Origin of the sequence: Aquisalimonas sp. 2447 (assembly GCF_012044895.1) — a bacterium.
Lineage (GTDB): Bacteria > Pseudomonadota > Gammaproteobacteria > Nitrococcales > Aquisalimonadaceae > Aquisalimonas.
Genome location: NZ_CP050695.1, coordinates 619,199 through 633,291, shown reverse-complemented (window position 1 = coordinate 633,291; position 14,093 = coordinate 619,199). Strand labels below are relative to the sequence as shown.

The window sequence follows — 14,093 nt, the reverse complement described above, 5'->3', positions numbered from 1 at the left end:
CAGCACCACGGTGATGCGATGCACCCCCCACCCTTCCCGGAGCACCTCGCTGATGATGCGTCTTCTGTCGAAACCGCGGCCACGGGCAGTCGTGTACCTGACTCTGCTCACAGTGGCGATCGGGGGCCTTCTTCTCGCACCCCCGTTCTCGCCACCCCGGTGGGCGAGCAGCTCCGGGAACGCCTCGAGGCGCTGCCCGAGGGTAGCGAGCGCCTAGCGGCGTCCGGGGAGGCCATTCATGCGGAGCGGGCGCTGCGCGCGTTCTACACCGAACGGCTGTTTGCCCCGGCCTGGTCCGACGACGACGGTGCCCGCGTGGACCGCGTCACCACCGTGCGCGATCTGCTGGAGCTGGCCGACGTCCACGGCCTGTCCGTTGCCGACTACCACGCGGAGGCCATCGACGCCTTGCTGGAGCAGGCACCGGAAGACCCAACTGCGGGCTGGCTGGCGGACCTGGATCTGCTGGTCACCGACAGCTATCTGCTGCTGACCTCCCATCTCGCCCTGGGCCGCCTGGACCCGGACTACCTGGACCGCATGGGCTTCCGCGTGCTTCGCGGCTGGGGGGCGGATGAACGCGAAGTCGACCCGACCACCGTCGACTGGAACCGCATGGGGCGCAATAACATGCCTTTCCGTTTCCATCAGTCCCCGGGGCCGCTGAACGCTCTGGGTCAGGTGAAATTCATGTCCCCGAACCGCTTCAACGTCTACCTGCACGATACCCCGGCGCGAAACCTGTTCGATCGCGCACGGCGGGACTTCAGCTCCGGCTGCCTCCGGGTGGAGAACCCCATGGAACTGACCCGCGTTCTGCTGGACAACAGCAGTCGCTGGGACCGCGCCGCCATCGACCGCATCATCGACGGCAAACGTGAACAGACCGTCCCCCTGCGGCGTCCGGTGCAGACTCACATGCAGTACGCCACCACCTGGGTGAACGACGATGGCCGGGTCCAGTTCCGGGAGGATATCTACAGCCGCGACGAACCGGTCCGTGCCGCCCTGGCGGCGCTGCCGCCGCACCCCGTAAGGACCGGACGATGACCACACGGTTGCGGTGGCTGACCGCCGCATTGCTTCTACTGGCGTGCACGGCCAGCTTCGCCAGCACATTCGATCCTGGCCGGACGGGCTTTCGCATCAGTGTGGACGGCATGGACAACCCGTACCGTGTCCTGGCGATTCCGGTCATGCCGGAAGCCAGCGTGCGATTCCACAGCCCCGACCTGCCGGCGGCTGCACTCTCGGGCAAGACGGACAAGGGCACCCTGACAGCGCGCGGGGATCGCGGCTGGTCATGGCATGCCCCCCCGACCCCGGGCCACTACCCGCTGACCTTCCGGCAGGATGCCACCGGCGAAACCATGACCTTCAACATGCTGGTGATGACGCCGCGGTCCGCCAAGGCCAACGGCCGCATCGAGAACTACCGCATCGGCCGCTACCCCAGCAAGCCGTTTCGCGGGCTGGACGCCTACCTGCCGCCGGAGGGATTCATCCGCGTGGATCCGGCACTGGCCAAGCTTGCGGTCTCACCGCACTTCACCCTTGGGCAGTTCCTGTCCAAGCAGCAGGCGGGCTGGCCACGTTTCGTGCTGATTCGGCCCGAGCTCATGCTGGTCCTGGAGCAGCTGCTGGAGACGGTGAACGAGGAAGGCATCCGGACCGACGGATTCGTGGTCATGAGCGGCTACCGCACCCCGTTCTACAACACCGCCATCGGCAACGGGCGGCACAGCCGTCACCAGTGGGGTGGCGCCGCGGACATCTACATCGACCAACACCGCCCGCGCGGCCGCATGGATGACCTCACGGGTGACAACCGCAGCACCATCGCCGACGCCCGCGTCCTGGCCGCAATCGCCGAACGCGTCATGGCCGAAATGGACGTCGAGGGCGGCATCGGCATCTATGGCAGCGCCCCGCACCGCGGGCCGTTCGTCCATGTAGACGTGCGCGGCTTCCCCGCCCGCTGGGAATTCTGACCCCGCCCCCCGTGGCCCCCGGCACGGGGCCTTCCCCGCCCCGTCGGAAGGCAACGACGCGCCGCAGCGTGCTAACCTGAACCTGCAGGAGAAGGATACGGGAGGTGCGTGATGCCCGGACTGAACGGTGTCCTGGAGACGGCGCTCTACGTGGAGGATATGGACCGCGCCCGCGCATTCTTCGAGGAAGTCATGGCGCTCGAGCCCTTCACGGCGGACCACCGCTTCACCGCCTACGATGCCGGTGGCAGCACGGTGCTGTTGCTGTTCCTGCAGGGAGCGACACAGGAAACGGTGGTTCTGCCAAAGGACATGGGCACCATCCCTCCCCACGACGGCGAAGGGCGTCTCCATGTCGCCTTTGCCATCAGCGCCGCAGACCTGCCCGCCTGGGAGGCCCGGCTGCAGCACCACGGCATCGCTATCGAAGGCAGAACGCACTGGCCCCGGGGCGGAGAGAGCATTTACTTCCGCGACCCGGATGGCCACCTGCTGGAACTGGCAACGCCGGGCGTGTGGCCAACACGGTGAGGGGGCATCAAGCGGCGCCCGACGGGCGCTGCAACCATCGCTGGGTGCATGCGTAGGGCGGACCTTCAGGTCCGCCTTCCCCCGACATGCAAACCGAGGTGGTTCATCAAAGCCCGTAATGGTGGACCTGAAGGTCCACCCTACGCCTGAACGAGCCGGGAGCCTTAACGGCCGCTAAGCGGCGTGCTGCATGCCGGACACACCCTGTGCCGGGCAGTGATCCGGGTGGTCGCGGATTTCTGCTTGTTCCTGTCCCAGCAGTGCGGACAGTACAGCGTGTCGTCGTTGGCGAACTGATAGCAGCCCACCCGGGTGGCTACGGGCTCCTCCTCACCGCCGCCCCTGGATTGCCGCAGGCGACGGTTTTCTGCCTTCAACCCGTCGACCTCCCGTCGCAGTGCCTCCACCTCGCCACGGACACCGGCGAGCTCACCGTCCAGGGCGTCGAGGCATTGCGCCCGCGTCTCCGCATCCACCTGCCCCGCCTGCCGAACTTCTTCCACTATCGCCATTGCGCGCTCAAGCCGTGTTTCCGCGTTCATACGCCCTCTTCCTCGCGTCGTGCCGCCGCACCCCTTGGTGCCAGTGGCAAGAGTGTCGGCGAGCAGCGGACGAAAGGGCAAGCAGCGGAGCATGTCTGCCGAAGAACCAGCCGGCCGTCCCTGGGAAATCGTGCGAGCCATTTCACACACTCTTCCCGGGGATTCTGTTGTTGTGGCTCGTCCGAGATAAAAAACAGGTCCGCACCCAGGAAGGAGCCGTACCGATGGCACGGCCACCCGAGGCACGACAAGGAGGAGACAGCATGGGTTCCACAATGCACACGTTAAGGGAGATCGCCGAGGACCCGCAGGCGTCACCAGCGGATATTCTGGAGAAGGCTCTGTTCCAGGCCACCGTGCTGCGGCAGAAGCCCATTCAGCAGTGGCTTCGCCGGGAACGTGACGGTTACGCGGCCGACGAACCGGTTCCCGATTACCGGCGCGCAGAAGAGAGCACGCTGCTGGCCTGGCGTCCTGGCGCCGGCTGGATACAGGCGCCGGTGGACGAGATCAAAATCGCCGGCCTCACCGCCGCAGAGTTGCGCACGGACGTGCTTGATCTGGTGCGAAAGCGGGAGCGGATCATCAGTGACGGCGGCGTGCGCCAGGAACTGGAAGGTGCCCTGCACGAGCGACTCCAGGCCGAGACCAATCTGGATACACGGCTCGCCCTGGCGGTCCCCGCACGGAGCTATGTTCGCATCCTGGACACCCTGCGTCTGGCCGTTAGGGTCTGGTCGGACCGGCTCATCGAGGCAGGGATCGAAGGGCACGGCTCCGCATTCACCAGCGAGGAGAAAAAACTGGCCCAGCCCATCGGTGACCAGCTCGAGGAGATTCTTGCCGAAGCGACGGCACTGCAGGCGGAGTTGCCGCCGCCCACGGCCCCCGGCTTCATGGCGCGGCTGTTCGGGCGGACCTGACACTCCGGACAGAATTGCCCGTTCTCCGGCCGGCGTCACCGCCCGCCGGAGAGCGCCCCGGCGGCCCTTGCCGCACTCAATCGTCGAAGTCCAGGACCACCAGGCCCCGGCCACCCGTGCTCTGGCCGATAGCGAATTGCGGCGTACGTCACGCTAGAAGAGAAAGCTCAAACCCACATACCCCACCCCGATGCCTTGGTCACGGGTCTCGGCATTGCCGTCGGCATCAACGATCCGGGGGCTGATGGCGTAGGCGTCCACCCCGCCGCGCAACGCCAGCACCGGGGAAACGTGCGCCTTGGCGCCCACGCCCACCATGCCGATGGGCTTGTTGTTGGTCTCGCGCCGGTTCTGATCACGGACCCAGCCGACACCACCACCCGCCCGGGCATAGAACTCGAAGCTCCGGGATACCGGGAGATACAGCATCCCCGCCAGGGTCAAGGCGCTGTAATCGAAGCGGTTGCCATTGTCATGATAATTCCCCAGCCCCTGCAGGGCGCCCTCTATACCCAACCAGCGGTTGGCACGATAACCACCGTGGATCCGCAGCGCTGCGCTGGTGTCATCAAGCTCCGCACCGAAAGCCCCGTCATCCTCGGCAAGCTCCGTGGAAAGCAGATCGAAGCCCCAGTAGCCATAGCGATCGCTGCCCTGCGCGGGCATCACCAGCAGCAGCGACGGACCGACCACGATCAACAGCGTCCACCAACGCATGATGTCACCTCGAACCGTCAGGCAAACCCGTGAACGGCGGCACTCGGGCGAGTGCCGCCACTACATTGTTTGACTGTATCGGGCGGGATTCGGTTCAAGCGTCGGACGCGCGCGCGAATGCTCTCCTCAGTTCGCGGCGTCCAGCTTGTCCTGGGTGCGGTGCTCGAAATCGCTGGCGTCGTGGCGTTCCGGCAACTGGTGGTGAGGCTCACCCCAGACGCGGTTGACCATGCGGCCGCGCTGCGCGGCCGGCCTCTCATCGATCTCCCTGGCCCAGCGCACCACATTCTCGTACGTATGCACCTGCAGGAACTCGCCGGCGTTGTACAGCCGCCCGAGAGACAGGGCGCCGTACCAGGGCCAGATCGCCATGTCCGCAATGGTGTAGTCGTCACCGACGATGTAGCGCTTGTCCGCCAGTTCCCGGTCCAGCACATCCAACTGGCGCTTGACCTCCATGGCGAAGCGGTTGATGGGGTACTCGTAGGACTCCGGTGCGTAGGCGTAGAAGTGACCGAAGCCGCCGCCCAGCAACGGCGCCATGCCCATCTGCCAGAACAGCCAGTTCATGCACTCCGTGCGCGCGGGGATGTCGGTGGGCAGGAAGGCCCCGAACTTCTCAGCCAGGTAGAACAGGATGGAACCGGACTCGAAGACCCGCGTCGGCGGCGTGGTGCTCTGGTCCATCATGGCAGGGATCTTCGAGTTCGGGTTGACGGCGACGAAGCCGCTGCCGAACTGCTCGCCGTCACCAATGCGAATCAGATGGGCATCGTACTCCGCCCCCGTGTGACCGAGCCCCAGCAGCTCCTCCAGCATGATGGTGACTTTCACACCATTGGGCGTGGCCAGGGAGTAGAGCTGCAACGGATGCTTCCCCACCGGCAGTTCCTTGTCGTGGGTCGGTCCGGCGATGGGCCGGTTGATGCTGGCGAATTTGCCACCGCTCTCCCTGTCCCACGTCCAGACTTTCGGCGGAGTGTAGGTTCCGTTGTTGTCGGACATTCGGATCTCCCAGGGTTAAAGAACTGAATACGAAAGCATAGCGCGCGCCGGGTTGTACGAGAACGAACAATGAGCGCGAACATCGGCAGGGTCAAGGCGGCCAGGTCACCTGGTGATGAGCCCGCCAAATAACGTGGTCAGCCCATGCGCAGGTGGTACAGAATGAAATCGGTGGGGCCGCCGGCATAGCGGTCGTAAAAGGCGCGGCCGCGCTCATTGTGCTGTTGCGTCAACCAGCGCAATGCCGGCCAACCCCGTTCCCGGGCCAGGGCCTGCAACCGCTCCACCATGGCGTCTGACGCACCGCTGCCGCGCGCGTCGGGGACCACGAACATGTCGTCCACAAACCCAATATTGCAGCCGCTCAGCGGCCGCGGGCAGGCGCGCACGTGAATGATCCCCACGCCATTGTAGGCCTCGTCGTGGGCGATCAGTCCCTCAAGCTCATGGGATGGGTCCAGCAGCCAGGACCAGACCTGATCAGCCACCGTGTCGCTCATCGGTACGCCGTAGAACACCGCGTAGCCTTCGAAAAGGCGGCGCCATTCGTCCTTGTCGGCCCCGGTGACGAAAGCCACCGTGTAATCCACCTCGCTCATTCCGCCTCCTGATCCGAAGATCGCATTCCGGCCGCAATCCGCGCGGCCTGCTCACGCAGCGTGCTCATTGGCTTCGCGAACCCGAACAGACCCGTCAGGTGCAACGACAACCGGTAAAGGAAGCGTAGACCATCGCCCCGCCGACGCGGGATAAGGTGCATATGCGCGTGGGGGATATGCTGGTTGGCCGCCTTGCCGTCATTAACCAGAAAGTGGGTGCCTTCCACACCCAGCCCCGCGCGGCGTTGCGCCGCCAACAGCCGGTCGAACACCGTGTACATGTGCGCCCGCGTTCCGGCATCCAGTTCCTCGAGCTGCACAACGTGCTGCCGCGGGATCAGCAGCACGTGGCCCTCGCCGAGCGGATAGATGTCCATGAACGCCACGCACAGGTCATCAGCATACACCTGTGCACAGGGTTCCTCACCGGCAATGATTCGGCAGAAAAGGCATTCCAAGCAGGGCTCTCCTGGCACACCGGCTCGCTACGAATTCGCAACCAGAACACCACGACCACAGTCTGGCGACAACGATCAGCGATGTCACACGAGACACCGCCGACGCGGTTCTACTTCGCCGCTTGCTCCTTCAGCCAGGTGCGCCAGGAACCCAGTGCAGTGATGTCCTCGGCCTGATTCGCCGCGCTGGCCTCACAAACGAAACCGGGCACCTCCGCGCCGGACGCGAGGCGCACCTTGCCGATACCCAGCGGCGCGGGAATGCCCGCGACGAAGGACCCGAAACGATCGGCGGGCACCTCCCATACCTCCAGTTCCACGGCACCGCCTCCTGCGCCCACGTGCACCATGCCCGGCCGATGGGGTGGACCGCCGGGCAATGCATAGAAGCGGTATTCGGGCGCCGAGCGCGTCGCCTCCACGAAACGCGCGTTACGCTGGGTGAGCTGCCAGTTGAGCGGCAAACCATGCATATGCGCACCGCAAACCGCCACCGGAATGGTGTGGGCATGGCGGGCCGCCACCGGTTCGCCTTTTGGCATGGCCGCACCCGTAGCGCCGAGCGGCAGGGCCTGATCCCGATGCAGCCGATCACCGATGGCCAGCAGATCCTGATCGTAGAAAGCGGGGGCGAACAGGGTCACGCCGAAGGGCAAACCGTCGGACTGAAATCCGGCCGGCACCGCCAGAGCGCTGAAGTCCAGCAGGTTCATGAAGTTGGTGTAGTAGCCGAGGTTACTGTTGAGCTGCACCGGATCGGCGTTGACCGCGTCGGTGGTGTAAATCGTCCCGGCTGACGGCGTGATCACCAGGTCCACGTCGTCCCAGGTGGCCTCGGTGCGGCGCTTCAGGGCCTTGAGCCGGTACTGGGCAGCAAAAGCATCAGTGGCCAGCGGTTTGCCGCCGCCACCGATGATCTCCCGCGTTACTGGGAACAATGACTCCGGCGCACGCTCGATGAACTCGCGGATGGCCGTGTAGCGCTCGGAGACCCAGGGCCCTTCGTACAACAGGCGGGCCGCTTCCAGGAAAGGCTCGAAGTCCAGTTCCACCCGCTTGCCGCCGAGCGCTTCCAGCCGTTCAACGGCCTGGAAGAACAGCTTTTCCGACTCGCGGTTACCAAAGAAGGCGAGTTGTTCCGCTTTCGGTACGCCGAAGCGAAAACCCGCCACCGGGATGCTGCCATGCCCGAGCGACGGCACACTGTCCGGACGCGAATAAGCGTCATCGACATCGAAGGCCGCGGCGACATCCAGGACCTGCTGGGCATCAGCTACTGTCGTGGCGAAGATGGAGATGGTGTCGATGGTGCGGCAGGCCGGCACCACGCCACTGGCGCTGAGCAGCCCGCAGGTGGGTTTGACGCCAACCAGGTTGTTGAACGCGGCAGGCACCCTACCTGAGCCGGCCGTATCAGTCCCCAGCGAGAAGCAGACCTGGCCCAGCGCGACGCTGACCGCAGAACCGGAACTGGAGCCACCGGAGACGTAATCCGGATCGAACGCATTGCCACAGGCGCCGTACGGCGAGCGGGTGCCCACCAGACCGGTGGCGAACTGGTCGAGGTTGGTCTTGCCCACGGGCACGGCGCCGGCATCGATGAGCTGCTGCACCAAGAACGCAGAGGACTCCGGGGTATACGTGTAGTCCGGACACCCCGCAGTGGTGGGAATGCCCGCCAGGTCGATGTTGTCCTTCATTGCGAACGGCACGCCGTAGAGCGGCAGCTCCGTCGGGTCAGCCGCTTCCAGACGCTGCAGGTAGGGTTCCAGCTGCGCGTCGGTAAGCACGGTAATCCAGATGTTGCGGTCGTCGCCGGAGCGCGCCGTTTCCATGACCTCGGTGATGTGCCGGCGAAGGCGCTTGTGGCCGCCGCGGTAGGCGTCCAGTAGTTCGGTGAGCGTCTGCATAGTGGCACCTCGTCATGTTTGTTTGTCTTTGTAGGAGATTGCGCATCAACGCTGTTGGTGCGCTGTCGCGCAGCAAACATGGTGCAAGATAGGCGGGCGCACGGAGAGCAGAGGCCAGACGCCGCACTGGTGTGCATGCACCCGCGTAGGAGAGTGGCCCGCACGGCATCGGCGTGGAGTCGTTGAAGGCACGGCACTGGCCGTGACCTCGTATGAGAGAGTGAGCCCTACCGCCGCCGTGTCTCCCCGTACGCCCTTGTGATCATCATGTGAGGAACGGACATGGCAGGCAAGAGGCAGAAGCGGCGGTTGGAGGTGGTGCATCCGGATTGTGCCGGTATCGATGTCGGGGGTCACGAGCATTGGGTGGCGGTGGATCCCGGGCGTTGCGAGGTCTCGGTGCGGTGTTTCAGCGGTTTCACCGACGATCTGCAGGCGCTGGCCGACTGGCTGGAGTCGCTGGGGATCACCCAGGTGGCGATGGAGGCGACGGGGTGTACTGGATTGCGCCCTTTGAGGTGCTTGATGCACGGGGCTTTGAGGTTCTGCTGGTCAACTCCCGGGCCACGCGGCAGGTCTCGGGGCGCAAGTCCGATGTGCTCGACTGTCAGTGGATCTGGCAGTTGATGAGCCACGGTTTGTTGAGCGGTGCCTTTCGCCCGGGTGATGCGGTGTGCACGCTGCGTGCGTTCGTGCGCCAGCGCAGTCGCCGGATCCAGGCCCAGTCGTGGTGTCTGAACCACATGCACAAGGCGCTGGCGCAGATGAACGTGCATCTGGGCCATGTCGTCAGCGACCTCAAGGGCAAGACGGCGATGCGCATCCTGCGGGCGATTGTCGCCGGTGAGCGGGATCCGTGGCAGCTCGCCACGCTACGCGATCGGCGGCTGCGCGCCGACGAGGCGACGGTCGCGCGCAGCCTGCATGGCAACTGGCGCGTCGAGCATCTCTTTGCCCTCGAGCAGGCACTGGCGCACTTTGATTTTCTCGAGCAGCAGATCGGCGCCTGTGATCGGGCGATCCTCTCGGCACTCGAGGCACTGCCCGTGCGTGCCTGTGCCCCGACTGAACTCGCCACCCCCTCGCGCAGCGCCCACCGCAGCGCGGCCGAGCAGCGCCGGCTCCAACAGGCACTCCTCCAGGTCATGGGGGTCGATCTCAGCGCCATCCCATCGCTGGGTGTCGACACCGTGCTGGTGATCGCCGGAGAAATCGGCCCCGACCTCTCGCGCTTTCCCTCCCAGGCGCACTTCTGCTCCTGGCTCGGGCTCGCGCCACCGACCCGGATCTCGGGTGGCAAAGCCCTCAGCGGGCCGGGGACGAAGGTCAACAACATCGCCGCCCAGGCACTCCGCCAAGCCGCCTCGAACGCGCGATCGAGTCGCAGCTTCATCGGCGCCGCCCATCGCGCAAGACTGACACGCATGGACACCGCCAAAGCGATCAAGGCCACCGCTCACCAGCTCGCCCGGCTGATCTACGCCATGCTCACCCGTGGCCAGCCCTACGTCGAGAAAGGCATCGAGGCCTTCGAGGCCACACGCCATGATCGCCAACTGCGGGCACTCCAGCGCAAGGCCCGCAAACTCGGCCTCGATCTGGTGCCAGCAGCATGACTCAATATGAAACCGCCCCTGTCAAAACAACGACCTGGCAGATGTTTGATGAGAGCGGCGCGAGCCGCGGTTGCGGTTCCGATTTTCGGCTGCTGTCGCGGCTCGCGCCGCTCCTACAGGCAGGCGTCGTTACTGGACGTCCTCCGCGATGACCAGCAGCACCTGACCCGGAGTCACCTGGCTGCCTTCGCTGCCAAGCACGCGCTTCACCGTGCCCGCGGACTCGGCCAGCACGGGGATCTCCATTTTCATGGACTCCAGCACCAGCAACTGCTGGTCTTCCTCCACGCGATCGCCCTCTTTCACATCCAGCGCCCAGAGGCTGCCGTGAACATGGCCTTCCACGGCATACTCCCCGTCGGCCAGTTCCACCGCGTCCGGCTCCGGAGCCGGCGGCTCGGCATCCGCCTCATAGTTGGCCTGTCCGGTCTCGATCCAGCGCTGGCGCTCGGCCTCAAAAGCGGCCTGTTGCTGCGTCTTGAAGGTGTCGATGCTGTCGCGATTGGCCGCGAGGAACGCGTTGTAGCGCTTGAGCGAGAACGTGGTCTCCTCGATGTCGATGCGCAGCCCGCCCTTGGGGAAGGCATCGCGCATGGCGAGCAGCTCCTCCTCGGTGACCTCGTAGAAGCGGATCTGGTCAAAGAAGCGCAGCAGCCACGGCTGCTGGAATTCTGGCGTGACCTTGTAGCGGTTCCAGATCTGCAGGGTGCGGCCCACGAACTGGTAACCCCCCGGACCCTCCATGCCGTAGATGCACATGTACGAGCCGCCGATGCCCACGGCGTTCTCCGGCGTCCAGGTGCGCGCCGGATTGTACTTGGTAGTCACCAGACGGTGACGCGGGTCCACCGGTGTAGCCAACGGCGCGGACAGGTAGACATCCCCCAGGCCCATGACCAGATAAGAGGCGTCGAAGACAATACGTTTGACGTCCTCCTCGCTGTCCAGCCCGTTGATGCGGCGGATGAACTCGATGTTGCGCGGACACCAGGGGGCGTCACTGCGCACGGATTGCATGTACTTCCGGGTGGCAAGTTGCGTCTGGCTGTCATCCCAGGCCAGCGGCAGATGAATGATGCGCGAAGGGAGCTCGGCCTCGGAGAGATCCTTGAGCTCGGCCTCGGCCTGCTCCAGCAACTGCATGAGCTGCGCCAAGGGCAACTGCTTCGGCTCGTAGTGGATCTGCAGGCTGCGCACTCCCGGGGTCATTTCGGTGATTCCGGTGATGCGCTGCTCCGTGAGCCACTCCAGCAGGGCCTGCACGCGGAAGCGCAGATTCAGATCCAGCTCGATGGGTCCGTACTCCACCAGCAGATACTTATCGCCGGCGGGCCGGTAGGTGACGCCCAGCGGATGGCCATTGCCACGCTCGTTTTTCAGGATCGGCGTGGTCACCGGCACCGCTTCGGCCTCGCTCTCCGCCGACTGCAACGCGGCAATCGCCGCGTCCTGTGCTGCCTCCAGCCGGTTGGCCTCCGCCACGGACACCGGCAGGAAACGCACGCTGTCGCCGGGATTCAGCTGCCCCATTTTCCAGAGATCGGCACTGATGATGGTGGCCGGACAAACGAAGCCACCCAGGCTCGGCCCGTCGGGGCCGAGGATGACCGGCATGTCGCCGGTGAAGTCGATGGTGCCAATGGCGTAGGCATTGTCGTGGATGTTGGACGGGTGCAGCCCTGCCTCGCCGCCGTCTTCCCGCGCCCACTCCGGCTTCGGACCCACCAGGCGCACACCAGTACGGCTGGAGTTGTAGTGGATCTCCCAGTCTGTGCCGAAGAAGGTATCGACATCCCTCTGGGTGAAGAAATCCGGCGCGCCGTGGGGGCCGTAGACGGTACGAATGTTCCAGTGGTTGCCGTACTCGGGCACGGCGCCTTCCTTGGGGGTGACCGCGTCCACTGTATCGGTGTCACCGATATGCAGCACATCGCCCGGCTGCAACGCGCGGGCGCCGTGACCACCCATTTGCCCCAGGGTAAATGTGGCGCGACTGCCCATGTGCAGGGGCACGTCGATGCCGCCGGCCACCAGCAGGTAGGCCCGAGTGCCGGCACCCTGCACTGGCCCGAGCTTCAAAGTCTGTCCGGCGGTGACCATCACGGGCCGCCAGAACGTCAGCGGTTCACCGTCCAGTTTCGCGCGCATGGCCGCCCCCGTGAGCGCGATCACGGCGTCGGTGTTGAAGCGCAGGCTCGGTCCCGTGACGGTCAGCTCCAGACCCGCGGCGCCTTCGTCGTTGCCGACAATGCGGTTGCCCATGCGGAAGGCAAGCATGTCCATGGGGCCGGAGGGCGGCACACCGATGTCCCAGTAGCCCACCCGGCCGGGCCAGTCCTGCACGGTGGTCTGGGTTCCGGGGCTGACCACGTCGATGGTGGGGGCGTGATAGGTAAAGCTGTTCAGATACTGGGTGGTCGCCTCACCCTTGCCAAAGGTGTGGTCGGCGATCACCTGGCGCAGGTAGAGCAGGTTGGTCTCCAGCCCATGCAGCTCGGTGGCCGCCAGCGCCGTCTGCATTTTCTCGATCGCCGCGGCGCGATCGGCCGCGTGCACGATCACCTTGGCGATCATTGGGTCGTAGTAAGGCGAGATCTCACTCCCCCGCTCCACCCAGGTATCCACCCGGACACCCTCGGGGAAGACCGCCTCGGTGAGCAGCCCCGTGGAAGGCTGGAAGTTCTTGCCCGGATCCTCGGCGTACAGGCGCACCTGTATGGAGTGGCCTTCGGGCGGACCGGGCCGCAGGCGCTCCAGGTCCGGCAGATCGCCGGCGGCACCCCGCACCATCCACTCCACCAGATCGACGCCGGTCACCTCCTCCGTAACTCCGTGCTCCACCTGCAGCCGGGTATTCACCTCCAGAAAGTAGAACTCGCCGGTGTCGGCGTCGAAGATGTACTCCACCGTCCCCGCCGAGCGGTAGTTCACACCCCGGCCCAGCTTCTCGGCGGCGGTGAGCAGATCCGCACGAACGGCGTCGGTGATGTTGGGCGCCGGGGTCTCCTCCACCACCTTCTGGTTGCGCCGCTGCAGGGAGCAGTCCCGCTCACCCAGGGCGATCACGCCACCCTGCCCGTCACCGAAGAGCTGCACCTCGATGTGGCGAGCGCGCCGGACGAATTTCTCCAGGAAGATGCCGCTGTTGGAGAAATTGTTCTGGGAGAGCCGTTTGACGGAGTCGTAGGCGTCGCGCAACTCGGCCTCGCTGTGGCAGAGCTGCATGCCGATGCCGCCGCCACCTGCAGTGCTCTTGAGCATCACCGGATAACCAATGCGCTCCGCCTCGCCCACCGCCTCGTTCAGGCTCTCCAGCAGCCCGGTGCCGGGCAGCATGGGCACGTCGTTGGCTTCGGCGAGACTGCGTGCCGTGTGTTTGAGGCCGAAGTCGCGCATCTGCTGGCCCGTGGGGCCGATAAACGCGATGCCCGCAGCCTCGCACGCCTCGGCGAATTCCGCGTTTTCGGAGAGAAAGCCATAGCCGGGGTGAATGGCCTCGGCGCCGGTCTCCCGGGCGACACGCAGGATGCGGTCGGCGTCCAGGTAAGAGGCGCTGGCAGCGGAGTCACCGATGTGGACGGCTTCGTCGGCCTGGTGCACGTGCAGGGAGTGGCGATCCGCCTCGGAGTAGACAGCCACCGAGTGCACGCCCAACCGCTTGAGGGTGCGGATGATGCGGCAGGCGATGGCGCCGCGGTTGGCGATCAGGACCTTGCTGAACATGCGTTTTGATTCTCCGTCAGCGGGTCGTCCCGCAGCATGGTGCTTGCGCCAGGGTCGTCCCTGGCCGCTATGCCCTTG

General features: G+C 65.5%; 11 protein-coding genes and 1 pseudogene. 5 read left to right on the top strand and 7 right to left on the bottom strand.

Annotated elements, in window-relative coordinates:
• Window positions 1–159: 159 nt before the first annotated feature.
• The 3 genes from KU884_RS02870 (at window position 160) to KU884_RS02860 (ending at window position 2,522) form a co-directional block, all read left to right on the top strand.
• Window positions 160–1,050: a L,D-transpeptidase family protein gene (locus KU884_RS02870; RefSeq protein ID WP_167781207.1), complete on the top strand. Its 891-nt coding sequence runs from the start codon at window positions 160–162 to the stop codon at window positions 1,048–1,050.
• Entirely contained in the window at window positions 1,047–1,991 is a 945-nt protein-coding gene (locus KU884_RS02865) for a D-Ala-D-Ala carboxypeptidase family metallohydrolase (RefSeq protein ID WP_167781206.1), read from the top strand. The genes KU884_RS02870 and KU884_RS02865 overlap by 4 nt, the downstream gene beginning before the upstream one ends.
• A gap of 111 nt (window positions 1,992–2,102) precedes the next feature.
• Window positions 2,103–2,522, top strand: coding sequence for a VOC family protein (locus KU884_RS02860; RefSeq protein ID WP_174813707.1), 420 nt, complete (start codon window positions 2,103–2,105; stop codon window positions 2,520–2,522).
• A 164-nt stretch (window positions 2,523–2,686) separates the two neighbouring features.
• Here KU884_RS02860 and KU884_RS02855 read toward each other — a convergent pair whose 3' ends face one another.
• Window positions 2,687–3,064, bottom strand: coding sequence for a hypothetical protein (locus tag KU884_RS02855; protein ID WP_167781204.1), 378 nt, complete (start codon window positions 3,062–3,064; stop codon window positions 2,687–2,689).
• Window positions 3,065–3,327: 263 nt separating this feature from the next.
• Here KU884_RS02855 and KU884_RS02850 point away from each other — a divergent pair, with 263 nt between their 5' ends.
• Window positions 3,328–3,987: a hypothetical protein gene (locus KU884_RS02850; RefSeq protein WP_167781203.1), complete on the top strand. Its 660-nt coding sequence runs from the start codon at window positions 3,328–3,330 to the stop codon at window positions 3,985–3,987.
• A 153-nt stretch (window positions 3,988–4,140) separates the two neighbouring features.
• On the opposite strand, the gene KU884_RS02845 is transcribed toward KU884_RS02850, so the two are convergent.
• The 5 genes from KU884_RS02845 to atzF form a co-directional block, all read right to left on the bottom strand.
• The gene (locus tag KU884_RS02845) at window positions 4,141–4,704 is read right to left on the bottom strand and encodes an outer membrane beta-barrel protein (protein ID WP_167781202.1); all 564 of its coding nucleotides are present in this window, start codon (window positions 4,702–4,704) and stop codon (window positions 4,141–4,143) included.
• A 126-nt stretch (window positions 4,705–4,830) separates the two neighbouring features.
• On the bottom strand, window positions 4,831–5,709 hold the full coding sequence (yghU, locus tag KU884_RS02840; protein ID WP_167781201.1) for a glutathione-dependent disulfide-bond oxidoreductase: 879 nt from the start codon (window positions 5,707–5,709) through the stop codon (window positions 4,831–4,833).
• A gap of 137 nt (window positions 5,710–5,846) precedes the next feature.
• Window positions 5,847–6,308, bottom strand: a complete 462-nt coding sequence (locus KU884_RS02835; RefSeq protein WP_167781200.1) for a GNAT family N-acetyltransferase — start codon at window positions 6,306–6,308, stop codon at window positions 5,847–5,849.
• Entirely contained in the window at window positions 6,305–6,715 is a 411-nt protein-coding gene (locus KU884_RS02830) for an HIT domain-containing protein (protein ID WP_254432238.1), read from the bottom strand. Before KU884_RS02830 ends, KU884_RS02835 begins: the two co-directional genes overlap by 4 nt.
• A gap of 161 nt (window positions 6,716–6,876) precedes the next feature.
• Window positions 6,877–8,676 (bottom strand): allophanate hydrolase, encoded by a 1,800-nt coding sequence (gene atzF / locus KU884_RS02825; RefSeq protein WP_167781198.1) that lies wholly within the window; start codon window positions 8,674–8,676, stop codon window positions 6,877–6,879.
• Window positions 8,677–8,958: 282 nt separating this feature from the next.
• Here atzF and KU884_RS02820 point away from each other — a divergent pair.
• A pseudogene (locus KU884_RS02820) lies at window positions 8,959–10,292 on the top strand (IS110 family transposase).
• A 129-nt stretch (window positions 10,293–10,421) separates the two neighbouring features.
• On the opposite strand, the gene uca reads toward KU884_RS02820, so the two are convergent.
• The gene (uca, locus tag KU884_RS02815) at window positions 10,422–14,015 is read right to left on the bottom strand and encodes an urea carboxylase (RefSeq protein ID WP_167781197.1); all 3,594 of its coding nucleotides are present in this window, start codon (window positions 14,013–14,015) and stop codon (window positions 10,422–10,424) included.
• Window positions 14,016–14,093 lie beyond the last annotated feature (78 nt).

What these genes read in the sequence shown, in the direction of transcription:
- KU884_RS02865 (WP_167781206.1), top strand. Translation starts at nt 1,047, where the DNA reads ATGACCACACGGTTGCGGTGGCTGACCGCCGCATTGCTTCTACTGGCG.
- KU884_RS02860 (WP_174813707.1), top strand. Translation starts at nt 2,103, where the DNA reads ATGCCCGGACTGAACGGTGTCCTGGAGACGGCGCTCTACGTGGAGGAT.
- KU884_RS02855 (WP_167781204.1), bottom strand. Translation starts at nt 3,064, where the DNA reads ATGAACGCGGAAACACGGCTTGAGCGCGCAATGGCGATAGTGGAAGAA.
- KU884_RS02850 (WP_167781203.1), top strand. Translation starts at nt 3,328, where the DNA reads ATGGGTTCCACAATGCACACGTTAAGGGAGATCGCCGAGGACCCGCAG.
- KU884_RS02845 (WP_167781202.1), bottom strand. Translation starts at nt 4,704, where the DNA reads ATGCGTTGGTGGACGCTGTTGATCGTGGTCGGTCCGTCGCTGCTGCTG.
- yghU (WP_167781201.1), bottom strand. Translation starts at nt 5,709, where the DNA reads ATGTCCGACAACAACGGAACCTACACTCCGCCGAAAGTCTGGACGTGG.
- KU884_RS02835 (WP_167781200.1), bottom strand. Translation starts at nt 6,308, where the DNA reads ATGAGCGAGGTGGATTACACGGTGGCTTTCGTCACCGGGGCCGACAAG.
- atzF (WP_167781198.1), bottom strand. Translation starts at nt 8,676, where the DNA reads ATGCAGACGCTCACCGAACTACTGGACGCCTACCGCGGCGGCCACAAG.
- uca (WP_167781197.1), bottom strand. Translation starts at nt 14,015, where the DNA reads ATGTTCAGCAAGGTCCTGATCGCCAACCGCGGCGCCATCGCCTGCCGC.